20 protein-coding genes are annotated in these 21,696 nt (G+C 60.9%); 2 read left to right on the forward strand and 18 right to left on the reverse strand.

Annotation, left to right across the window (positions count from 1 at the left end):
• Positions 1-109 precede the first annotated feature (109 nt).
• Positions 110-1,345 (reverse strand): ABC transporter substrate-binding protein, encoded by a 1,236-nt coding sequence (locus NBH21_RS06470; RefSeq protein ID WP_250916269.1) that lies wholly within the window; start codon positions 1,343-1,345, stop codon positions 110-112.
• A 447-nt stretch (positions 1,346-1,792) separates the two neighbouring features.
• Here NBH21_RS06470 and NBH21_RS06475 point away from each other — a divergent pair, with 447 nt between their 5' ends.
• Positions 1,793-2,830: a LacI family transcriptional regulator gene (locus NBH21_RS06475; RefSeq protein ID WP_250916268.1), complete on the forward strand. Its 1,038-nt coding sequence runs from the start codon at positions 1,793-1,795 to the stop codon at positions 2,828-2,830.
• A gap of 78 nt (positions 2,831-2,908) precedes the next feature.
• Here NBH21_RS06475 and gndA read toward each other — a convergent pair whose 3' ends face one another.
• From gndA to ccoN, 9 genes are all read right to left on the reverse strand, one after another.
• Positions 2,909-4,336: an NADP-dependent phosphogluconate dehydrogenase gene (gene gndA / locus NBH21_RS06480; RefSeq protein ID WP_250916267.1), complete on the reverse strand. Its 1,428-nt coding sequence runs from the start codon at positions 4,334-4,336 to the stop codon at positions 2,909-2,911.
• 140 nt (positions 4,337-4,476) lie between these two features.
• A complete protein-coding gene (gene ccoS, locus NBH21_RS06485; RefSeq protein WP_250916266.1) occupies positions 4,477-4,632 on the reverse strand; it encodes a cbb3-type cytochrome oxidase assembly protein CcoS in 156 nt (51 codons plus the stop codon).
• Complete coding sequence (locus tag NBH21_RS06490; protein ID WP_250916265.1) at positions 4,629-6,929, reverse strand: cation-translocating P-type ATPase; 2,301 nt, start codon at positions 6,927-6,929, stop codon at positions 4,629-4,631. The genes ccoS and NBH21_RS06490 overlap by 4 nt, the downstream gene beginning before the upstream one ends.
• Entirely contained in the window at positions 6,926-7,426 is a 501-nt protein-coding gene (locus NBH21_RS06495; protein ID WP_250916264.1) for a FixH family protein, read from the reverse strand. The genes NBH21_RS06490 and NBH21_RS06495 overlap by 4 nt, the downstream gene beginning before the upstream one ends.
• Positions 7,423-9,012 (reverse strand): cytochrome c oxidase accessory protein CcoG, encoded by a 1,590-nt coding sequence (ccoG, locus tag NBH21_RS06500; RefSeq protein WP_250916263.1) that lies wholly within the window; start codon positions 9,010-9,012, stop codon positions 7,423-7,425. Before ccoG ends, NBH21_RS06495 begins: the two co-directional genes overlap by 4 nt.
• A gap of 282 nt (positions 9,013-9,294) precedes the next feature.
• A complete protein-coding gene (gene ccoP / locus NBH21_RS06505) occupies positions 9,295-10,158 on the reverse strand; it encodes a cytochrome-c oxidase, cbb3-type subunit III (protein ID WP_250916262.1) in 864 nt (287 codons plus the stop codon).
• A gap of 3 nt (positions 10,159-10,161) precedes the next feature.
• On the reverse strand, positions 10,162-10,314 hold the full coding sequence (locus NBH21_RS06510) for a cbb3-type cytochrome c oxidase subunit 3 (protein ID WP_099057967.1): 153 nt from the start codon (positions 10,312-10,314) through the stop codon (positions 10,162-10,164).
• A gap of 10 nt (positions 10,315-10,324) precedes the next feature.
• Entirely contained in the window at positions 10,325-11,056 is a 732-nt protein-coding gene (ccoO, locus tag NBH21_RS06515; RefSeq protein ID WP_250916261.1) for a cytochrome-c oxidase, cbb3-type subunit II, read from the reverse strand.
• Between the two features lie 14 nt (positions 11,057-11,070).
• On the reverse strand, positions 11,071-12,702 hold the full coding sequence (ccoN, locus tag NBH21_RS06520) for a cytochrome-c oxidase, cbb3-type subunit I (protein WP_250916260.1): 1,632 nt from the start codon (positions 12,700-12,702) through the stop codon (positions 11,071-11,073).
• A 285-nt stretch (positions 12,703-12,987) separates the two neighbouring features.
• Here ccoN and NBH21_RS06525 point away from each other — a divergent pair, with 285 nt between their 5' ends.
• Positions 12,988-13,512 (forward strand): hemerythrin domain-containing protein, encoded by a 525-nt coding sequence (locus NBH21_RS06525; RefSeq protein WP_250916259.1) that lies wholly within the window; start codon positions 12,988-12,990, stop codon positions 13,510-13,512.
• Positions 13,513-13,567: 55 nt separating this feature from the next.
• Here NBH21_RS06525 and NBH21_RS06530 read toward each other — a convergent pair whose 3' ends face one another.
• The 8 genes from NBH21_RS06530 to hemN all read right to left on the reverse strand — a co-directional run bounded on the left by NBH21_RS06530 (position 13,568) and on the right by hemN (position 21,522).
• The gene (locus NBH21_RS06530; RefSeq protein WP_250916258.1) at positions 13,568-14,296 is read right to left on the reverse strand and encodes a PAS domain-containing protein; all 729 of its coding nucleotides are present in this window, start codon (positions 14,294-14,296) and stop codon (positions 13,568-13,570) included.
• 265 nt (positions 14,297-14,561) lie between these two features.
• On the reverse strand, positions 14,562-15,491 hold the full coding sequence (locus tag NBH21_RS06535; protein WP_250916257.1) for a lipid A biosynthesis lauroyl acyltransferase: 930 nt from the start codon (positions 15,489-15,491) through the stop codon (positions 14,562-14,564).
• A gap of 3 nt (positions 15,492-15,494) precedes the next feature.
• Complete coding sequence (locus NBH21_RS06540) at positions 15,495-16,523, reverse strand: zinc-binding dehydrogenase (protein WP_250916256.1); 1,029 nt, start codon at positions 16,521-16,523, stop codon at positions 15,495-15,497.
• Between the two features lie 64 nt (positions 16,524-16,587).
• Entirely contained in the window at positions 16,588-17,877 is a 1,290-nt protein-coding gene (locus NBH21_RS06545; protein ID WP_250916255.1) for a beta-ketoacyl-ACP synthase, read from the reverse strand.
• Positions 17,878-17,889: 12 nt separating this feature from the next.
• Positions 17,890-19,095 (reverse strand): beta-ketoacyl-ACP synthase, encoded by a 1,206-nt coding sequence (locus NBH21_RS06550; RefSeq protein ID WP_250916254.1) that lies wholly within the window; start codon positions 19,093-19,095, stop codon positions 17,890-17,892.
• 93 nt (positions 19,096-19,188) lie between these two features.
• Positions 19,189-19,662, reverse strand: coding sequence for an ApeI family dehydratase (locus NBH21_RS06555; RefSeq protein WP_250916253.1), 474 nt, complete (start codon positions 19,660-19,662; stop codon positions 19,189-19,191).
• 122 nt (positions 19,663-19,784) lie between these two features.
• Positions 19,785-20,063 carry an acyl carrier protein gene (locus NBH21_RS06560; protein WP_003502893.1) on the reverse strand — a complete coding sequence of 93 codons (279 nt, stop codon included), beginning with the start codon at positions 20,061-20,063 and terminating at the stop codon, positions 19,785-19,787.
• A gap of 109 nt (positions 20,064-20,172) precedes the next feature.
• Positions 20,173-21,522, reverse strand: a complete 1,350-nt coding sequence (gene hemN, locus NBH21_RS06565; RefSeq protein WP_250916252.1) for an oxygen-independent coproporphyrinogen III oxidase — start codon at positions 21,520-21,522, stop codon at positions 20,173-20,175.
• Positions 21,523-21,696 lie beyond the last annotated feature (174 nt).

A 21,696-nucleotide genomic window follows, 5' to 3' on the forward strand; every position in this document is an offset into this window, starting at 1 on the left:
CATGGGGCTTCCGGTTCCGTCATGCAGGCACGACTTGCGAGGCGTCGCTTCCCGCTGTGGAAGCCCGGCGCGGATCAGGACCCGCGCCGGAAGCCTCGGGAGACTGTGATCAGTCCGCCGACGCGATGATGTCGACGAAGCGCTTCTGCGCGTCCTCCGGTGTCATCGACGGATTGGCGAAGAATTCGGAGAACAGGTCCTCCTTCTGCTTCTGGCTGTCGGCCGACAGAAGCTGGTCCGTCCAGGGGATGACGTCGCCCTTGGCGAGGATATCGAGACCTTTCTTCATGCAGTCGTTGGCCGCAGCCAGATCGACGTCGCCGCGCACCGGCAGCGAACCCTTCTTGAGGTTGAAGGCGACCTGCGTCGCCGGCGCGACGAGTGTCGAGGCAAGCACCTCCTGCGCCTTGGACTTTGCTTCGTCCTTCAGCAGCGGGAAGTAGAAGGCATCACCGCCCGTGGCGATGACCGCATTGACGCCGAGACCCGGCAGGCAGGTGTAGTCCTTGCCCGCAACCTTGCCGGCGAGCGCAAATTCACCCTGAGCCCAGTCGCCCATGATCTGGCCGCCGGCCTTGCCGGTGATGACCATATTGGTCGCCTGGTTCCAGTCCTGAACGTTCGTGCCCTTCGACAGACGGCGCGCGTCATCGGCCGCCTTGAAGATCTTGGCGATCTCCGGACCGGCGGCCAGTTCGGCATCCTTGTCGCCGAACACCTTCAGGAAATTGTCCTTGCCGGCGAGCGCCAGGAACAGAACGTCGAAGGCGCCGTTCGACTGCCACGGCTGACCACCGACAGCGAGCGGCACGATCCCGGCCTTTTCAAGCGCGGGTGCAGCGGCAACGAATTCGTCCCAGTTCCCGGGAACCTCGACGCCAGCTTTGGTGAAGGCATCGTTGGAAAGCCAGAGCCACTGCCAGGAGTGGATATTGACCGGCGCGCAATAAATCTTGCCGTCGATCGTGCAGCTGTCGAGAAGGCTTGCCGGACGGATGATTTCCTTCCACTTCTCCTTGGTCGCGACATCCGTCAGGTCGCGCATGAGGCCGGACTGGACGAGTTCTTCCGCCTGACGGCCATGGTTGAACTGGGTAGCCCCCATCGGATCGCCGCCGGTGATGCGGCTTACCATGATCGGTCGGGCCGTCCCGCCGGAACCGGCAATGGCGCCATCGACCCATCTGTTGCCCGTGGCATCGAAAGCCTTGGCAAGTTCCGCGACCGCGGCCGCCTCCCCGCCCGACGTCCACCAATGGGTCACCTCGAGATCGGTGGCATGAGCGGCACCGAACGGCAGTACGACGCTAGCGGCCAGAAATGCCGCGACGCTACGAAAATTCATTGAGTCTCCTCCCTCACTGAAACGTTGCCGTAAAAATCTATGCGAAACGATTTAGTCACGCAACCGTCGCGTGGAAATTTTATTTTTACTTTATGAATTTCCATCCTGAATTGCGTAAGAGACTAACAATACCCACCGCCACTGTTCTGGAAATTCCGCGACGCGGGAACGCGGGAAGCTTCTAAAAACTCAATGACATGCTTTGAATCAGCGAAATAATTGCTGTGTCGCACACGTCGTGAATATCTGCAGCGCAGCAGAAACGGGGGAAACGGCACCTTCACCCAAAGATTGTACACGTATTGCGATGCAATATGGAATTCGCTCGACAAACGAACTGTAACGTTTCAGTTTTGAACGAAAACCATTCACCCAATACACGAGGATGCGTTTGCAGCCGTCGAGAAGGTAATTATACTGCTTGTTCGGGGCAGTGACGGGGACAGCATGAAAAACGGAAATGAAGGAGCCATACCGGCTCCGGCAGCAGAGACCAGGGAGCGGCCAACCCTCAAGACCATTGCCTTCATGACCGGACTAGGCATCACCACGGTTTCGCGCGCCCTCAAGGACGCGCCGGATATCGGTGCCGAGACGAAGGAGCGGGTTCGCATGGTCGCCCGCCAACTCGGATATCAGCCCAACCGCGCCGGCGTTCGCCTGAGAACGGGAAAGACCAACGTGATCGCGCTGGTGCTGAGCATCGACGAGGAGATCATGGGCTTTTCCAACCAGATGGTCTTCGGCATTTCGGAAGTGCTGTCCAACACGCCGTACCACATCGTCGTGACGCCGCATTCCCATTCCAAGGATCCGATGCTTCCGATCCGCTATATTCTGGAGACCGGATCGGCTGACGGCGTCATTATCTCCCGCACGGAACCGGATGATCCGCGCGTGCGCCTGCTCGTCGAACAGAACATGCCCTTCGCCACCCATGGCCGCACTGATTGCGGCCTGGTGCACCCCTATCACGACTATGACAACGAAGCCTTCGCCCATCAGGCCGTCGAACGACTGGTGAAACGGGGGCGTCGTCGCATCGCGTTACTTCAGCCACCGAGCAAGCTCACCTACTATACGCACACGCGAAACGGTTTCCTGTCCGCCCTGCATCAGGCCGGAGCGGAGGAAGTGCCCTTGCGGGTCACGATCGATTCACCGCTGGCCGACATCCGCGATGCGGTGGAAGCCCTGATGCGTTCGGACAATGCGCCTGATGGCATCGTCTGTTCCGCCGGAAGCGGTGCTATCGCCGTCAACGCCGGCATCGAGGCGGCTGGAAAACACGTCGGCCGAGACCTCGATCTGGTGTCGAAACAGTCGATCCCGATCCTCAACTGGATTCGGCCGGAGATCATCACCGCCTTCGAAGACGTGCGGGAATCCGGTCGCGAGCTGGCCAGCGCCGTGATCGCCCGCATCGACGGTGCAGCGCCCGAACAGCTCCAGAGCATCAGCCTGCCCGTCTGGCCTGTTTCCTGAAGTCTGGACTGGCGCCGGAAAATGAAGAACCGGCTCAAGGCCGGTCCTCCTGTTCCTAATGATGGCGAAGGTGTCCCCTCAGGCCGCACTGGCGCCGCTGCCCCACGGACCGTGATGGATGTCCTTGCCATCCGTGCGGTCGAAGCCATGGGCGCCGAAGAAATCACGCTGGGCCTGGATCAGGTTCGCGGTGCCGCGAGACTGCCGGTAGGCGTCGAAATAGGTAAGCGCCGAGGCAAGTGCGGGAACCGGCAGTCCCGCGGAAACGGCTGCGGCAACAACACGGCGAAGCGACGGCAGGCTTTCCTTGACCATGGCCGAGAATGCCGGCGTCACGATCAGGTTGGCGGCATCCGGCGTTGCCGTGAAGGCGCGGGTAATCTCGTCGAGGAACTGCGAGCGGATGATGCAGCCGGCGCGCCAGATCTTCGCAATCGTCGGCATGGGCAGCGACCAGCCGAATTCCTTGCTGGCGGCGGCCATGACCGCGAAGCCCTGCGCATAGGCGGCGATCTTGGCCGCGAAGAGCGCAAGCTCCAGATCCGTCTCCAGATTGCCGCCGGAAAGCGTGAACGGCAGCTTTTCCTTGCCGAACAGGGCTTCGGCCGCTTCACGCTCGGACTTCATCGAGGACAGGCTTCGTGCAGCGACCGCCGCTTCGATAGCCGTCGCCGGAATGCCCATCTGCTGTGCCTCGATCACCGACCACTTGCCAGTACCCTTCTGCCCGGCCTTGTCGAGAATGAGGTCGACCACGGAGCCGCCGGTCGCCGGATCGGCAGCCTTCAGGACCTTTTCGGTGATTTCGATCAGGTAGGAATTCAGACGGCCCTTGTTCCAGCCGCCAAAGGTCGCGCCGATCTCGGTCGCGCTCTTGCCGAGACCGTCACGCAGGATGCCGTAGATTTCCGCGATCATTTGCATGTCGGCATATTCGATGCCGTTATGGATGGTCTTGACGAAGTGGCCGGCGCCATTGAGGCCGAGCCATGCGCAGCACGGGTCGTCTTCGTATTTTGCGGCAATCGAGGTGAGCACGGCTTCGACGCGCGCATAGGATTCAGGCGTGCCGCCGACCATGATCGAGGGGCCATGACGCGCCCCTTCCTCACCGCCCGATACCCCCATGCCGATAAAGGTCAGTCCTGTGCCGGAAAGCCGCTCGAAGCGCGCCATGGTATCGCGGAAATTGGCGTTGCCGGCGTCGATCATGATGTCGCCGCCCGAGAGATAGGGCATCAGCGCATCGATCTGCTGGTCCACGGCATCGCCGGCCTTGATCATGATGATGATCGGCCGCGGCGGGCGGATGGCCGCGACAAACTCTTCGATCGTGTGGCAGGCGACGATCTGGCCGGCAAGGTCGCCGGCTTCACCGAGGAATTCGTCGGTGCGCGCGGTCGTTCGGTTGAAGACGGCGATCCTGTTGCCCTTCTCGGCGATATTGAGCGCCAGATTGGAACCCATCACGCCAAGCCCGATCAGTCCGATTTCAGCCTGCTGCATTTCCTGCTCCGATTCAAAACGATTGAAATTCAAATCGGCCTGTTTTGGCACTCCTTCATTGCAGGAGCAAGAACGATCCTCGGTAAAACATTCGTGCCTGGTTCGGAACGACCGCGATCAGGTTGCGGTCAGGATCTCGATCACTTCTCCGGGCGGTCGTCGGCATCGTCGAGGACGCGCCATGCAGCGCCCTCCAGATCCTCGTACTGACCGCTCTTCAGCGACCAGAGGAAGGCAAACAATCCCAACCCGCCGAGAAACAGCGCGATAGGGATCAGGTAGATGAGCATGTTCATGATGCAAGCCTTGCATTCGGAGCCGGAAAACCGGCGGCCGGCTGGGATGTTTCCCCTTCCGAGCGCAGGTTGAGCCGGTTCAGCCGAAGGGCATTGACGACGACGATGATCGACGAAGTGGACATCGCGACGGCGGCGATCAACGGCGTGGCATAGCCGAGAATGGCTATTGGAACGGCAATGAGGTTGTAGCCGATCGCAAGCACGAAATTCTCACGGATGAGCCGCCCTGCCCGACGTGAAGCCTCGATGGCGAAAGCGATGGATTCGAGATTCTGCCGCATGAAGACGAAGTCCGCTGCCTGCCGACCGACATCTGCAGCCGTCGCCGGCGCAATGGAGACGTGGGCCGCCGCGAGCGCCGGTGCATCGTTGATGCCGTCCCCGACCATCAGCAGCTTGTGTCCCTCGGCCTGTACGGAAGCGCAGAATTCCGCCTTCTCGCGCGGGGCGAGCTCCGCCTTCCAGTTGTCGATGCCGAGCCGTCTGGCAAGCGCGCCCACCACTGCGGCACGGTCGCCGGAGAGAATGCCGATGGAATAGCCCTGCTTCTTCAAAAGTGCGATGGCAGCCTCGGCGCCGGGACGCAGCGTATCCTCGAAACGGAAGGCCTGCAATTCACGTCCGTCGAGCGACAGGACGACTTCCGAGAAGGCGTGATCGGCGAACAGGCCGGCCGCATCGCCGAGAGCGAACTTGCGGCTGCCGAGCCGGTAGGTTCCTTCAACGGAACGGGCTTCCACGCCGGCGCCGGGAATTTCCGTCACGGACGAAAAAAACCTCGCCGGAACCGTTGCCGCCTGCCACAGCGCCTCGGAAAGCGGATGGCGGGAATGGGCGGCCAGCCCCGCCGCTATGGCAAAAGCACTGGCGTCCACCTCGGCGACATCGATCAGTCTTGGCCTGCCGAGCGTCAATGTGCCGGTCTTGTCGAAGGCGATGGTGTCGATTTCGGCCAGCCGTTCCATCGCCGAGCCGTCCTTCACCATGATGCCCGACTTGAAGAGACGTCCAGCAGCAACGACCTGTACGACCGGCACGGCAAGGCCGAGCGCGCATGGGCACGTGATGATGAGCACGGCGACCGCCACCAGCAGCGCATGCTTCCAGTCTCCGTCGTAAAAGCCCCAGGACATGAAGGTGATGAAGGCAGTCAGATGCACGGCGGGCGAATAGAACTGCGCGGCGCGGTCGGCAATGCGGCGATAGCGCGCCCTGCCCCCCTCGGCGGCTTCCATGAGGTTGATGACTTCCGCAAGAAACGAGTTCTTGGCCGTTGCTCTCGCTTCGATCACCAGCGAACCGGTCAAGCTGAGCGTGCCCGCCTGCACGGCGTCTCCGCTCGTGACCTGCAGTGGTGCGCTCTCGCCGTTAACGATCGACACATCAATGTCGCTGGCACCCGAAAGAATGAGGCCATCCACCGGCACACGTTCACCGGCGGCAACGGCCACGCTGTCACCCACGCGAATTTCCTCAAGCGGCCGGTATTCGCGTGAACCGTCTTCCGCAACCACCATGGCGCCGCGCGGGCTGAGCCGTGCAAGGCCGCTGATCGCAGAGCGCGCCCGGTCCCGCATCATGTGATCGAGCGTCCGGCCGATCAGCAGGAAGAACAGGAGCGAGGCCGTCGCGTCGAACCATGCATGCTCGCCGTGATTGATCGTTTCCCAGAGGGAAATGAAGTAGGAAAGCGTGATGCCGATGGCGATCGGCACATCCATATTTGTGCGACCGTGTCGGATCGCGTTCCAGGCAGACTGGTAGAAGAACCGGCCGGCATAGATCAGCGCCGGCGCGGCGATCATTGCCGAAATCCAGTGGAACATGTCGCGTGTGGCGGCATCCGCCCCCGACCACACGGAAACCGAAAGCAGCATGATATTGGTCGCCGCGAAGCCGGAAACCGCAACGGCGCGAACCAGCTTGTTGCGCAATTCGTCGGAAGCCTCCTCCGCCGGCGTGAACAGATGGGATTCATAACCGGTCGAGGCGATGGCTCTTGCTATGCCGACAGGGTCCGTCGGCCGTCCCTCGACCTCATCCCTCCACACCACGGAAACGCGCTTTGTCGAAAGATTGACGCGCGCCCGCTGCACCTCCGGAAGCGCACGCAGCACGCCTTCGATAGTGGTGATACAGGTACCGCAATGCACGGCCGGCACGCTCAGGTCGACCTGATGAAGGCCTTCGCCGACATCGCGACTGGAGAGACGCAACTCCTCCGAACTCGGCAGGGCATGCCCTGCCCGCTCGATATCGAGTGCTCCCTCGGTGCCGGCTGCGCAGCAGCTCATTTCTGCTCTCCAATCACCGCGATGCGGTTGGCTTCGTGCATAATCAACTGGCCGTCCTTCATGGCCTTCACCTCGACAATCCAGTGGCCGTGGGCAACGTCATGTTCGGCAACGTAGACGCCGCTTCCGGTCGGGATGAGCGTCGCGACGAAATCCTGATGCTCGCCGACCGGCCGCTTGAAGTGGGCCGTCACCTCGTCCGCGACGACAGGCTCGTCGCCCGGAAGCATTAGGGTATAGACGATCTTGCCATCCTTGACCTCGAGCTTGCCCTTGATGCCGGTCGCCAGCATGCCGCGGATCGCGGCCGCCTTGCCGTTGAATTCCTGGCTGGCGATGTAGGTGTTCTGCACCACGAGGCCACTCCACGTCGACGAAGCAAAATAGGCCATCGTCATGTTTACGGTGATAATGACACCGAAGAAGGTTACCAGAAGAGCGGCCATATGCCAGCCGGTGAAAACGAACCCGGCCTTTTCGTTGCCTGCAGCACTCATTTCTTCTTCACTCCGGGTCCGTTGAATACGGCCTTGTAAGAGTTCTCCTCGTCGCCGGCAGCGTCCTTGACTGTGAAGCGGAAGTGCTCCGATTCCCATGCTACCTGATCTCCGGGCAGTGTGACGAATACCTTGAGCGTGGTCGCTTCGTCCGGTTCGACCGAGACCTCGAACGAACGCACCGCATCGGAGGAAACGCCGTTCACCTTCATCGTCGCATCCGGCAGTCCATCGAGCGACACCACGATGTTGCGGGGCTGCGGGATCATGTTGAGGATGCGAAGCGTATAGCCGTTACGGATCGAACCGTTGGATTCGAGCACGTATTGCGGATTGCGGTCATGCAGCACGTTGAGTTCCAACCGGTCGCGGCTCAACAGCGCAACCAGAAGACCGATACCCACGGCCGACCAGACGCCCATATAAAGCAGTGTCCTCGCCCGGAAGATGATCCGCCAGTTGAAGTGCCGGACCTTGTCGCTGAACGAGCCATCGGCGGTCCGGATGTTCAGCGGATTGATCGCTGTCGTGCTGTTATTGGTCGCGAGCGCCATATTGCCCTGGTATTCATCAAGCGTCGCATAGGCGATAAGCCCGCGCGGCTTGCCGATCTTGTCCATCACGCCGTCGCAGGCATCGATACACAGCGCGCAGGTGATGCATTCAAGCTGTTGCCCGTCGCGAATGTCGATACCCATGGGACAGACCGCGACGCAGGCGTTGCAGTCGACGCAATCGCCAACGATATCGCCGGCCGCCGCGGCCTTCTTGGCATGGCGCGAACGCGGTTCGCCGCGCCAGTCGTTATAGGTGACGACCAGCGAATTCTCGTCGAGCATCGCCGCCTGGATGCGTGGCCACGGGCACATGTAGATGCAGACCTGCTCGCGCATCAGGCCGCCGAACACATAGGTCGTGGCGGTCAGGATGGCGACGGTCATGTAGGCGACGGATTGCGCCTGCCCGGTCACGACATCCATCAGGAGCGTCGGCGCATCCGCAAAGTAGAAGATCCAGGCGCCGCCGGTGGCCACGCCGATCGCCAGCCAGATTGCATGCTTGGATACGCGTTTCCAGATCTTGTCGAAGCTCCACGGCGCGTTTTCAAGCTTCATGCGCGCATTACGGTCGCCTTCGATGGCCCGTTCCACCACAAGGAACAGATCCACCCATACCGTCTGCGGACAGGTATAGCCGCACCATGCGCGGCCGACCGCCGAGGTAATCAGGAAGAGACCGAAACCGGCCATGACCAGAAGGCCCGCAACGAAGAAGAATTCCTGCGGCCAGATCTCGATGAAGAAGAAATAGAAGCGCCGGTGAGCAAGGTCGATCAGGACGGCCTGGTCGGGAGCAAATTCACCGCGATCCCAACGCAGCCAGGGCGTGAGATAGTAGATACCGAGAGTGATGAACATCACCAGCCACTTGAACTGGCGGAAACGCCCCTCCGCCCTCTTCGGGAAGATTTTCTTGCGCGCCTCGTAAAGCGGTCGGCGCGTCTTGGCCGACATCACCGCCTCGGCGTCCAGACGTTCGACTTCTGCGGGCTCGGCCGCCTTCCCTTTGTCAGCATGCAGATTCATCGGAGACCTCGTTGTTCGGTGTTTCTTCTCCCATTTGGCATGATAACTCGCCTTGACTTATATCAAGCAGCGGCGAAGCGTCGCAATGGATATGAAATACACTATATGAACTTCCGGTATTGGCGGGATAATAGCTGAAATTGTCGGTTTGCGCTTGATTTCGTTCAACGGCCACCGACACCCAGCGACAAAAAACCACGCCCCGAAGGGCGTGGCTTAAAGAGCGAGATGGCAGGAGCCGCAGCGAAGGGTGTGGCCTGTCTCCGCCGCAGCCTTCCGGACTTATTCGCCGCCGCCCAGCGAGTGGACGTAGACAGTCAGTTCCTTGACGGTGGCGTCACCCAGGCGGGCGCTCCAGGCCGGCATAACGCCGTGCTTCGGACGCGAGATCTGCTGCGCGATCTCGGCCTCGCCGTTGACCTTCAGCCAGATGGCGTCTGCGAGGTTCGGTGCACCGAAGTCGCGGCCGCCCTTGGCGTCCTCGCCGTGGCAGGAGGCGCAATTGTCTGCGAAGACCTGCTTTCCGGGCTCGACAAGCGCGGCATCCGAGGGGGTAGCGGTCAGGCTGATGACGTAGGCGGCAACCTGCTTGACCTGCTCGGGCTCGAGAATGTCGGCGAAAGCCGGCATTTCCGAAACGCGGGTATCCGGATCGCTGTCATAGCGGATGCCATGGGCGATCGTGGTGTGGAGCGATTCGAGATCGCCACCCCACAGCCAGTCGTCATCGTTGAGGTTCGGATAACCGACGCCACCCGAAGCACCGGAGCCATGGCAGGGCGTGCAGTTGACCTTGAAGGCAGCAGCACCGCCAGCCGTTGCGAACTGGGCCAGTTCCGGATCGGCAACGATCTCGGCCAGCGGAAGCGCCGCGATCTTCTCGACGAAGACGGACTGGGCCGCCTTGGCATCGTTCAGCTCCACCGCGACCTGTGCGCGGCTGGAGAAACCGAGCATGCCCTTGGTGTTTTCCTTCAGGAGCGGCCAGGCCGGATAGGCGATCGTGTAACCGATGGCCCACAGGATGGTCAGGTAGAAGGTGTAGACCCACCAGCGGGGCATCGGATTGTTCAGTTCGCGGATGCCGTCCCACTCGTGGCCAGTGGTTTCGACGCCACTGATTTCGTCAATGTGTTTTTGTGCCATCTCTTAGTCCTCCTTGAGAGGGATGCGTGCCGCATCATCGGCCGGTTTCTTTCCGCCGGGCCGCAAGGTGAACACGACGACGCCCACGAAGAACAACGTCATGCCGAGCAAGCCCCAGCTGTCTGCGAAGTGGCGCATGGCCGTATAGGTTTCCATGTGCTCCTCCTCAGCGATAACCGGTCGCGTCGTCGTAGGTCGAGAAGTCGACGAGCGTACCAAGCATCTGGAGATAGGCGATAAGCGCATCCATCTCGGAGAGTTGAGCCGGATTGCCATCGAAGTCACCGACCTTGGCCTTCGGATAGCGTTCAAGCAGCGCCGAGGTATCCGCATTCGGGTCCGCCTGAGCGGCAAGATCCGCTACGCCGTTCTCGATCATTTCGTCCGTGTAGGGGACGCCAACGGTGCGGTTGGCCTTGAGGTCCATGGCAACGTTGGTGACCTTGAGCGGCGTGGTCTTCAGGAAGGCGTAGCTCGGCATGATCGATTCCGGCACGACGTCGCGCGGTTCGGTCAGGTGCTGAACGTGCCACTCGTTCGAGTAGCGGTCGCCGACGCGGGCGAGATCGGGTCCCGTCCGCTTCGAGCCCCACTGGAACGGATGGTCGAACATCGACTCCGCTGCCAGCGAGTAGTGACCGTAGCGCTCCACCTCGTCGCGGAACGGACGGATCATCTGGCTGTGACAGACATAGCAGCCCTCGCGGATGTAGATGTTCCGGCCCGCGAGTTCGAGCGGTGAGTAAGGCCGCATTCCCTCGACCTTCTCGATGGTGTTCTCGAGATAGAACAGCGGAGCGATTTCCACGATGCCGCCGATGGTGACCACCAGCAGGGATCCGAGGAACAGAAGGCTCGTGTTCTTCTCGAGGATTGCGTGTTTATCAAGAATGGACATGAAAGCCTTCCTTCTTATTCAGCCGGCTGGACAGCAACGGCAGGAACGGTGGAGCCCGGGATCGGAGCTTCCTGGCGTTCGTAGCCGAGGATTGTCATCAGCACGTTGTAGGCCATGACGATGCCACCCAGGAGGTAGAGACCGCCACCGACGGCACGCAGCACGTAGTACGGGAACAGCGCGGCGACCGATTCGGCGAACGAGTAGACCAGGAAGCCCTGGCTGTCGTATTCGCGCCACATCAGGCCCTGCTGGATACCGGCGACCCACAGAACGGCGGCGTAGATGACGATGCCGAGGGTTGCGAGCCAGAAGTGCCAGTTGACCAAGCGCAGCGAGTAGAGGCGGTTGCGGTTCCACAGCTTCGGCGTCAGGTAGTAGACAGCACCGAAGGTGATCATGCCGACCCAGCCAAGAGCGCCCGAGTGAACGTGACCGATGGTCCAGTCGGTGTAGTGGCTGAGCGAGTTGACAGCCTTGATCGACATCATCGGGCCTTCGAAGGTCGACATGCCGTAGAAGGCGATGGCGATGACCATCATGCGGACGATCGGGTCGGTGCGGATCTTGTCCCATGCGCCCGAGAGCGTCATCAGACCGTTGATCATGCCACCCCAGGAGGGCATCCACAGCATGATGGAGAAGACCATGCCGAGCGTCTGGGCCCAGTCGGGCAGCGCGGTGTAGTGCAGGTGGTGAGGGCCGGCCCAGATGTACATGAAGATCAGAGCCCAGAAGTGGATGATCGACAGGCGGTAGGAATAGACCGGACGGCCGGCCTGCTTGGGCACGAAGTAGTACATCATGCCGAGGAAGCCCGCAGTCAGGAAGAAGCCGACGGCGTTATGGCCATACCACCACTGGGTCAGTGCGTCCTGTACGCCCGAGAAGAGCGAGTAGCTCTTGTAGCCGAGGAAGGACACAGGCATCGACAGATTGTTGACGATGTGTAGCATCGCGATGGTGACGATGAACGACAGGTAGAACCAGTTCGCGACATAGATGTGCGATTCCTTGCGGGTGAAGATCGTCCCGATGAAGGCGATCAGGTAGGCAACCCAGACCACGGTCAGCCAGAGGTCGACATACCATTCCGGTTCGGCGTATTCGCGGCCTTCGGTAATACCGAGCAGGTATCCGGTCGCAGCCATCACGATGAACAGGTTGTAGCCCCAGAATACGAACCAGCCGAGCGAACCGCCGAAGAGGCGCTGGCGCGACGTGCGCTGTACCACATAGAAAGACGTGGCGATCAGCGCGTTGCCACCGAAGGCGAAAATGACGGCGGACGTATGCAGAGGACGCATGCGGCCAAAATTAAACCACGGTTCGATATTGAGATCCGGAAATGCCAGTTGGAGAGCCACGACGACGCCGACCAGAAAGCCGACCACGCCCCAGAACACCGTGGCGATGACGCCGTACTTGACCACTTCATCGAAGTATTCGGATTTGATCTGGGCGGCAGTCTTCGCGTTCACCGGTGCGAACTGCATCCGCCGCAGCATGACGATCGTGCCCGCTGTGAGCACGAAGAACGCAACCCACATATGGGTCGCGAACAGGCTGTCGTAGGCGAAAGCCGCCCCCAGCAGCGCGGCGAAGGCGAGCACCGCCATCACCATTGTTTCTAACGTGTAATTCATTGTTGGAATCCCCCAACGGCTTGCTGATCATTCACAGGGGTCATCTCGTCGCTCGCGAGCAGATTCCCCCTGCGTCGTTTGCAGAATTCGCATTCGCACTGAGAAGACACCTTGATCCAAATCAATGCAAGGGGGCGCTCTTTTAGGAAAAGTTGCATTGTCGCCCGATTGTTTCGCGTTCCAAAGGGGAGGAACACGGAAAACCTTGCGTGAGGGCGATTGGGGATAGCTGGAAACACGAGGCAACATCACACGCGACCCATCGACGCGCCGGAGAAAGCGGATATGCACGGCAAGACAACAAACAAGGATCCGGACAACGGAACAGCCCCCTTCCCGCCGCTCAACGTACTCAGGGATGAGCGACGTTCTCTCGCCTGGCTCAGCAAGGCGCACGAGGAACAACTAGCGCTCTGTAGCGAGCTCGAGGAGATCGCTGATTCTCTCCCGGCCAGCATCAACCGGCAGAAGTGCATCTATGCTGCCAAGGCGCTGGGTCCGCTGATCAAGGGCGTCCACCACTATGAGGAAACGGTCCTCTTCCCGTGGATCGAGACCGCGTTATCGGCGACTCCACGGCTGCATGACACCCTCGACCGGCTGAAATTCGAACACTTCGAGGATGAGTGTTTCGCAGAGGAACTAACGGACGCCCTGCTCAAGCTCGGCTCGGGCTTGCCGGCCAACATGGAGGCCGTCGGCTACATGTTGCGCGGCTTCTTCGAGGGCATGCGCCGCCACATCGCCTTCGAGCGGGAATACCTGCTGCCGCAGATCCCCAACGACGCGGCAGCATCCGGACCGAACTGAAACGGATCGGAATTGATCCCGGCAGCGATCTTGGCTTAACGCTGAAAACCTATCGTCAGGCGGCGATTTCGCCCGCCGCCTTGACGCCGTCCATCAGCATCATGACGGCGCCGATCACTTCGCCGCGAGGCGTGCGCAGCGGCGTCAGCCTGCAGCGCATCATGCTGCAGCGGCTCTCTTCCCTATGGAAATAGCTGGAATCCACTCGCTCGCCGGCAAAGCAGCGGTCGAGGTTCTTCTCAATGGCAACGCCAGCCTCGATGTCTCCGAGAAAATCAAAGATTCGGCGCCCGACCAGATCGAGGGGCGTGCTACCAACAAAACTCGCATGCGCCGGATTGGCGTAGAGATAGCGGTGGTCGAGCGTGATCACTGCGACACGATCGGGAAGGTTGTTCAGAATGGATTCGTTGAGAAGGTCGTCCTCAACCAGCCCCAGCCGCTTCGGAGCGTCCGTCGGCACGTCGCCCGACGTCTCCGTCTCTGAACCGAAATACCGGTCCAGCAGGATTGAAAGGGTTGCCGCATGCCTGAGTATGCACGACCGATCATCGGCATCCTCGCGGATCAGGTTGCCGACGAAGCGCAACTGAAGGTGTATCTCCCGCATATCCGCGGCCCGGTAGTTCACCACGGCAGAAATCAGCGGATCGAGTTCGCGGTCAAGCAACCGCACAAGTCGGTCGTCACCGACGCGGATAGCCTGCTGGAGCTGTACGCTCTTCATCGAGACCGCCTCGAACAGGGGCAGCAGACGCTCCTGATGGGACTCGTTTGAGGTCAATTGGCACCACCCCTAGACAACACCGCCGCACGCAGCGAAGACGCACACAAAATACAACCAAAGGTCTCATTCTATTTCCAGCGAGTTAACATGAATGTATCTCACGTTCAACTAGCTAAAAGTCAGGTATTGCCGCCTCATAGTTCTGCCCAAGTGCAGGCGCAACATTCACGGAAATGCCGGTTGTAACGATACAGTACCGCCTTTGCGACAAATGCAATCGCGTCGCAACAGCGATGATCTGCTCGCAAACGGCTGATTTGGACTAGATATTTTTCTTGATGTTCCAGCGGTCGTGATACCAGAGCCACTGCTCCGGATATTCCCGCACCCAGGATTCAACCTTGTCGTTGAGATACTGGGCCGTGCCCTGCACGTCGATGCGGCCGTCCTTGTCGCGCGGCAGCTCAACCTTCGGCTCGATTTCCAGCCGGTAGCGGTTGTTCGGAAGGCGGATGCAGCGGGCCGGATAGACCTCGCAACCGAACTGCCGCACAAGTTTGGCGAGCAGCGGATTGGTGCGGACATCCTGACCGAAGAAGGTCGTCGGCTGGCCCTTCTTGAACTTCTGGTCGACGAGAACGCCAACGCCTGCGCCGGCTTCCAGCTGGCGGGCCAGCTGGAAGGATGAACCGGCATGGGACGGCACGAGATTGCCCATGCGGGCGCGACGGAAGTCGAAGACCATGTCGGCGATATAGGGATTGTTCGGCGGACGGAACAGCACGGTCACATAGAGACCGAAGGCAGCACCTGCCACCGGCAGCATCTCGAAATTGCCGGTATGTCCGGTAAAGACGATAAACGGGCGCGGATTTTCCAGGAGATCGATGAAGATCGGAACGCCTGAAACCTCCACCCGGCCCTCGCCCTGGCGTTCGGGATCGAAGTCGAACAGTTCGTCGAGAAAGACGTATTCCGCAAGCTGACGGCCCATATGCCCCCAGGCGTCGCCGGCAATCTTCTGGATCTCGGCTTCGGTCTTTTCCGGAAAGGCGTTGCGGAGATTGGTCAGCATCAGCCTGTGACGCGACGTCTTCGGTCCGACGAAGCGGACCACCCGGTCGGAGGCGTTGATCGCCGCATCGGCGGGCAGGAATTTCAGCACCCGCAGCAGGATAAGCACCAGCTTCGCCACCAGCCATTGCGGGAAGCGGCGAAACGCCAGAACGATCTTGGTGACGAGCGGCCGCAAGGGTCAGTCCATCTTGAGGATGATCTTGCCGAACACCCGCCGCCCCTCCATGCGGGCGAGCGCGCGATCGATATCTTCAAGGCCGACTTCCGTATCGATCACCGGATGCACGATGCCGCGTGCCATTTTCTGCATGGCGTTGGCCATGTTCTCCATGCGGCAACCGAACGAGCCGAGCAGCTTCAGCTGCTGCTGGAACAGCATCATCAGGTTCATGTCGGTCGACACTCCGGAGGTCGAGCCGCAGGTGACAAGACGTCCGCCGCGCTTGAGGCAAAGCATGGAGCCTGCCCAGGTATCCTTGCCGACATGTTCGAAGACGACGTCGACGCCCTTCTTTTTGGTCAGCTTGCGCACGACGCCTTCGAAACGGTCGGTGCGGTAGTTGATGACGTGATCGGCGCCAAGCGCCTTTGCCCCTTCGATCTTGTCGTCCGAACCGACGGTGGTGATGACTGTGCAGCCGATCTTCTTGGCCAGCTGGATCGCAGCCGTGCCGATACCCGAACCGCCAGCATGCACCAGAATGGTCTCACCGGGTTCAAGCTTGGCGTTGTCGAACAGCATGTGCTCGACGGTGCCGAAGGTGACGGGAGCAACGGCGGCGGCGACAGCATCGATGCCCGGAGGCGCGGGTACGAGCTGACGAGCCGGAATGTTCATCTTCTCCTGCGCGAAGCCGTCGAGGTGGAAACCGTGCACACCGCCGACATGTTCACAGAGGTTATCACGACCTTCGCGGCAGGGCTTGCACAGCCCGCAGACGCGCGCGCCATAAACGGAAACGAGCTGCCCCGGCAGGACGTTGGCGACACCCGGACCGATCGCCTCGACCACACCTGATGCTTCGGCGCCGATGGTCAGCGGCATCTTGCGCTTCGCAAACGCCATGCCGCGCCAGCCCCAGACGTCGATATGGTTGAGTGCGACGGCCTTGACGCGCAACGTCACCTCGCCGGGACCCGGCGCTTCCGGTTCCGGCAGGTCCACGATTTCAAGCTTGCGGTCTTCGACGAGCTGGAGTGCGCGCATAAGGTCTATCCTCGCGCCCTGAGGGCGTTCTTATCTGGTAACTAGATTGCGTGTGACCCGTGGCTTAAGCCGGTTCACGCGTCATGACAAGGCTGGCGTTCTGTCCGCCGAAGCCGAAGGAGTTCGACAGCACGACCGAAACATCGGCCGACCGCTTCACGTTCGGAACCACGTCGAGAACGATTGCCGGATCGGGATTGACGTAATTGATCGTCGGCGGAACCGTTCCCGTCAGCATCGTCTGGATCGAGAACACGGCTTCGACCGCGCCTGCGGCCGTCAGCGTATGACCGATCATCGACTTGTTGGAGGAAACCGGAATCCGGTCCTTCAACCGCTCGCCGAAAACGGACAGCATTGCGCCATATTCCATCTTGTCGTTTTCAGGCGTCGACGTGCCATGGGCGTTGATATAGCCCACCGCTTCTTCCGAAAGGCCGGCATCCTCGAGAGCCGCCCGGATCGTGGCGATTGCAGGTCCGCCGTCCGGCGAAGAGCGCGTGCGGTGGAAATGGTCGGCCTTCTCGCCGCAACCCTTCATGATGCCAAGCACCTTGGCGCCGCGCGCAACGGCCGCTTCAAGCGATTCCAGCACCAGCGTCGCTGCACCTTCGGCGATGACGAAACCGTCGCGGTCCTTGCTGAACGGCTTGGAAGCCTTTTCCGGCGGATCGTTCTGGGTGGAAAGCGCCGAAAGCAGCGCAAAGCGGATCAGCGCTTCAGCGCCGACCGAACCATCGGTCGCAACCGTCAGTGCCCGTTCCGTGCGACCCTGGCGGATTGCCTCGACGCCGAGCTGGATCGCGGTGGCACCGGAAGCGCAGGCGGTCGACAGCGTCACCGGCAGGCCGCGCGTGCCGAAGCGATCGGCGAGCCGTTCGGAAATCGAGCCGAACTGAACGGCTTCCAGAAACACCGGATCGGCCTTGGCGCGCATGGCAGCCAGAAGGCGGTGATAGGCGTGGCCCTCGTTGTCTTCCGGCGGCGTGCGCTCCGCGAGATTGAAGCGGTCATCCCATTCCGGCTCGACCGGCGGGGCGGCGAGGAAGAGAGGACCGTCGAAATCGCCGGAAAGGCCTGCCTGGGCCAGCGCCTCGATGGTGGTTTCGCGCGCCATGGCATAGGAGCGCTCGACGGCGTTCACGGCCGGCAGTTCGATGAAATCCACGGTACCGCTGATGCGGGTGTTCAGGCCCTCGGTCGGGAAACGCGAGATCTTGTGAATGCCGGATACGCCGCCGGTCAGCTTTTCCCAGTTGTCGGAAAGGCCCTGCCCGAGCGAGGTGATGACGCCCATGCCGGTCACGGCGATGATGGGACGGCCAAGATGGTCCTTGAAACGAGATTCCGTCATGATCCTATCTCCTCACGCTTCGGCCGAAAGATGCGCCATGCCTTCGCCGCGCACATATCCCACCGTCGTCACCACGGCATCCGTCGCCGGCTTTGTCATGACGCCTTCGTTCTTTTCGTCGAAGGACGGCACCACCGACTTCGCATCGAGCGCAAGCGCGGCAAGAGCGAGGCCGAGCGGGAACTGAGCCTCGAGCGCATGACCCGTCACGCCGCCGAAGCCGCGGACGGAAGCCCCTGGGAATGCATCCTCCAGAACCGTCTTCTCACGGGCGGAGAGGTCACACATGCCGCTCGCACCGGAAAGCACGAGCGTGCCCTTGCCCGCTCCGGCGGCAACCGACGATGCCATGCGTTTCAGGCGCTTTTCGAGCCCGCCATCTTCACGCCGGCCGCGGTCACCTTCGATGGCGTCGATCGAGGCATAGATATGGGCGCCGCGCGCTTCCGCATGCTCCCGTGACTCGAGCATCAGGAATGCGCCGACGGTGCCGAGCACCATACCGCCGCCATGATCCGGCTGGCGCTGCCACATCGGATGCCAGTCGCCCGTCGCATGGGCCTGGATACCTTCGACCAGAAGGAAGATGTCATCGCGGTCGGCAATGAATGCGCCGCCGACAAGCGTGTGTGTCGACTGCCCGGCCTGAATGCGTGCAAACGCGGTCTCGACGGCGGAAATACCGGCGGCCTCTTCGCCCATGAAGGTGCGCGAAGAACCGGTGACCTTGTGCACGATCGAGATGTTGCCCGCCATCAGGTTGGAAAGCTGCGCGAGGAAAAGCGTCGGGCGCAGCTCGGTGGTGAGCTTTTCGTTGACGAGCTGCGCGCGGTCGTTGCGCTTCAGCCCCTCGTTGACGATCAGCGTATCGACGTTGATATCGCGCTCGCCGCCGCCGGCAGCAACGATCATGTCCATTGTCGAGCAAGCCTCGGCGTCGTCCTTCAGGCCCGCATCATCGAGCGCCAGACCGGCGGCATAGACGCCGAGCCGCTGCCAGTTTTCCATCTGGCGCTGGTCGCCACGCTTGGCGATCTGCTGCGACCAGTCGATCTCGGGCATGGGGTGAACCGGATACGGCTTGAACTTCTCCGTCTCGACGACGGGAGCCGGAGCGCCGGCCGCAGACAGAAGCGCGACATGCGGCTCCTTGCCGGTTCCGTGGCATGTCACGATGCCGATGCCGGTGATCACCACATCATTCGGTTTTTTGACCATCTTCAATCCTCTCGCCGGAACGGTACCGGCGCAGCGGGCCACGGCGCTCGGCCGGCCCGCATCCGTCAAAAACGACCAGCCGCCCGGAGAGAACTATCGGGCGGCGGCAATAGCCTCCATGAGGCCGATTTCGGTGGCGCGCTTGCGCACGATATCGGCAAGCGGCACTTCGCTGAACGGCATGGTCCTGAGCTTGAGCTGCGCATCGCAGACCTTCTTGCCCTCGGACGAAATCTTCGCCTTGGTCACAGCAAAGCCGGAGCCGTCGTGTTCCAACTGTGCCTCGATGTCAAGCACCGCGCCGGGTTCGACAAAGGTGCGCATCTTCGCGCCGTCGACCGACATCAGGAACGGCATGGCGGTAAAGTTCTTCACCGCCAGCAGCATCATGCCGGAAGCCTGCGCCATGGTTTCGATCAGGAGAACGCCGGGAACAAGCGGCATGCCGGGAAAGTGCCCCTCGAAGACGGGGCTTGCCTGCGGCACGACGGACCTTGCCTTAAGCACGCCAAGGCCGAGGTCTACGGCCTCGACCTTGTCGATCATCTGGAAATATTCAAGCAGCATCGGAAACCTCCGCCTTAGAGCGCCGTGCGTCCATCAGGACGCACAAAGGACGCTCTAACATCTTGATTCCGCGCATCGATCCGAAAATCGCATCCGATTCCGGATCGATGCGCCAAGGCGGATCAGCCCTTGGCTGCCCTCAGCTCGTCGATCTTGGCACAGAGATTCTTCAGCACGAAATACTCTTCGGTCGAAACCTTGCCTTCGTTGACTTCCTGCGTCCACTGCTCGAGCGGGATCTTGATGCCGAACTCCTTGTCGATCGCGAAAACGATGTCGAGGAAGTCCAGGCTGTCGATGCCGAGGTCGTCGATCGTATGGCTTTCCGGCGTAATCGTCTCGCGGTCGATTTCGCTCGTTTCAGCGATGATGTCGGCAACTTTGTCGAATGTAGCGGTCACGCCAATACCTCATATGTCGAAAATCTGAGTTCCACATAGGGAAAACCATTCTAAAAGCCAATGGCAAGTTTCACCAATCGCGAAATTTGCAGTCAAGGTGTTGCTCAACTCAAACAGCGACGGAATGGCGACCCTTGCCGTTTGCCAGATAGCTGTCGAAAACGGCCGCGACACTGCGTGCAAAAGGCTTGCCCGCTTCAGTGAGCCGGAAGTCGTCATTGACGATCTCGCATATGCCGTCGCTGTTGCGCGCACAGAACTCCCGCGCCTCGGCGATCACCACCTCGCCTGCCTGCGGATAGAGGCTGCGGACACCATTAAACGAGAAGCCGAAACGGCACATGATCTGCTCGATCACATGAGCCCGTAGCCGGTCGTCCTCGCTGAGCTCGATCCCGCGCACCACGGTCAGCCCGTCCGCATCGGCAAGCCGCTCATATTCACCGGTAGCCGGCATGTTCTGCACATAGCCCTGCGGAAGCTGTCCGATCGAGGACGCGCCGAGCCCGATCAGTGCTTCGGCCGCATCGTCTGTATAGCCCTGGAAATTGCGCCTAAGCTTTCCGTTGCGAGCCGCGACCGCAAGCCGGTCGTCAGGCCGGGCGAAATGGTCGATGCCGATCGGCTCGTAACCGGCCTCGACCAGCATGTTCGCTGCCCTCGTCATCTGCTGGAAGCGTTCCTCGATGCCCGGGAGCGCATCCTCGGGAATCATCGTCTGGTGCTTCTTCATCCACGGCACATGCGCATAGCCGAAGAGTGCGATCCGGTCGGGCGAGAGCGAAATGATGTCACGCACTGTCGTATCGAGCGTCTCGAGCGTCTGGTGGGGCAGTCCATAAAGAATGTCGCAGTTGACCGAGTGAACACCCCTCGCCCTGACCGCATCGACCACGGATTTCGTTTGCTCGAAGGTCTGGATGCGGTTGATCGTCTTCTGGACCTTGGGGTTGAAGTCCTGCACGCCGAGGCTCGCCCGGGTCATGCCGATGGCGGCCAGCGCGTCATAGCGCGGCGCGTCAAGGTCGTTCGGGTCCATCTCGACGCTGATTTCCACGTCGTCACCAAAGGCAAACGCATCGCGGAGCGCCTTCATCAGGTCCACCATGTCCTCGGGCGCGACCATCGTCGGGGAACCGCCTCCGAAATGCACTGCCGAAACCTTGGCATCCCTACTAACGAGGCCACCCACCCTCGCGATCTCCCGCTTCAGCGACTTCAGATAGGCCGCGATCGGCTCGTATTTCAGCGTGTGTTTGGTGTGACAGGCACAAAACCAGCACAGGCGATCGCAATATGGAATATGCAAATATAGCGAAATATCCTGCCCTGCACCGAGCTCGCCAAGCCACTGCGCATATTTGCCGCAGTCTATACCTTCGTAGAAATGCGGCGCCGTGGGATAGCTGGTGTAGCGCGGGACAGCGCCGGAATACTTGGCAAGAAGCGAGTTTTGCATGGATCTATCCGCAGTCTCAAAAATATCAGGGATACTCCCCTGATACGCTCGGTCGCAGCCCCTGCCTTTGACTTCGATCAATTTGCTGGTAGATTAACCATCGGAGTTCAACTAGAACTCGCTGGCCTTCGGGCAGGCTGCTACGTAGTGAAACGGCGTGGTAGCGATAGTTTA

It is taken from the genome of Ciceribacter sichuanensis (assembly GCF_024055605.1).
GTDB classification, from domain to species: Bacteria; Pseudomonadota; Alphaproteobacteria; order Rhizobiales; family Rhizobiaceae; genus Allorhizobium; species Allorhizobium sichuanense.

Excerpts from the sequence above, each read along its gene's own strand:
- NBH21_RS06470 (WP_250916269.1), bottom strand. The coding sequence starts at position 1,345 with ATGAATTTTCGTAGCGTCGCGGCATTTCTGGCCGCTAGCGTCGTACTG.
- NBH21_RS06475 (WP_250916268.1), top strand. The coding sequence starts at position 1,793 with ATGAAAAACGGAAATGAAGGAGCCATACCGGCTCCGGCAGCAGAGACC.
- gndA (WP_250916267.1), bottom strand. The coding sequence starts at position 4,336 with ATGCAGCAGGCTGAAATCGGACTGATCGGGCTTGGCGTGATGGGTTCC.
- ccoS (WP_250916266.1), bottom strand. The coding sequence starts at position 4,632 with ATGAACATGCTCATCTACCTGATCCCTATCGCGCTGTTTCTCGGCGGG.
- NBH21_RS06490 (WP_250916265.1), bottom strand. The coding sequence starts at position 6,929 with ATGAGCTGCTGCGCAGCCGGCACCGAGGGAGCACTCGATATCGAGCGG.
- NBH21_RS06495 (WP_250916264.1), bottom strand. The coding sequence starts at position 7,426 with ATGAGTGCTGCAGGCAACGAAAAGGCCGGGTTCGTTTTCACCGGCTGG.
- ccoG (WP_250916263.1), bottom strand. The coding sequence starts at position 9,012 with ATGAATCTGCATGCTGACAAAGGGAAGGCGGCCGAGCCCGCAGAAGTC.
- ccoP (WP_250916262.1), bottom strand. The coding sequence starts at position 10,158 with ATGGCACAAAAACACATTGACGAAATCAGTGGCGTCGAAACCACTGGC.
- NBH21_RS06510 (WP_099057967.1), bottom strand. The coding sequence starts at position 10,314 with ATGGAAACCTATACGGCCATGCGCCACTTCGCAGACAGCTGGGGCTTG.
- ccoO (WP_250916261.1), bottom strand. The coding sequence starts at position 11,056 with ATGTCCATTCTTGATAAACACGCAATCCTCGAGAAGAACACGAGCCTT.
- ccoN (WP_250916260.1), bottom strand. The coding sequence starts at position 12,702 with ATGAATTACACGTTAGAAACAATGGTGATGGCGGTGCTCGCCTTCGCC.
- NBH21_RS06525 (WP_250916259.1), top strand. The coding sequence starts at position 12,988 with ATGCACGGCAAGACAACAAACAAGGATCCGGACAACGGAACAGCCCCC.
- NBH21_RS06540 (WP_250916256.1), bottom strand. The coding sequence starts at position 16,523 with ATGCGCGCACTCCAGCTCGTCGAAGACCGCAAGCTTGAAATCGTGGAC.
- NBH21_RS06545 (WP_250916255.1), bottom strand. The coding sequence starts at position 17,877 with ATGACGGAATCTCGTTTCAAGGACCATCTTGGCCGTCCCATCATCGCC.
- NBH21_RS06550 (WP_250916254.1), bottom strand. The coding sequence starts at position 19,095 with ATGGTCAAAAAACCGAATGATGTGGTGATCACCGGCATCGGCATCGTG.
- NBH21_RS06555 (WP_250916253.1), bottom strand. The coding sequence starts at position 19,662 with ATGCTGCTTGAATATTTCCAGATGATCGACAAGGTCGAGGCCGTAGAC.
- hemN (WP_250916252.1), bottom strand. The coding sequence starts at position 21,522 with ATGCAAAACTCGCTTCTTGCCAAGTATTCCGGCGCTGTCCCGCGCTAC.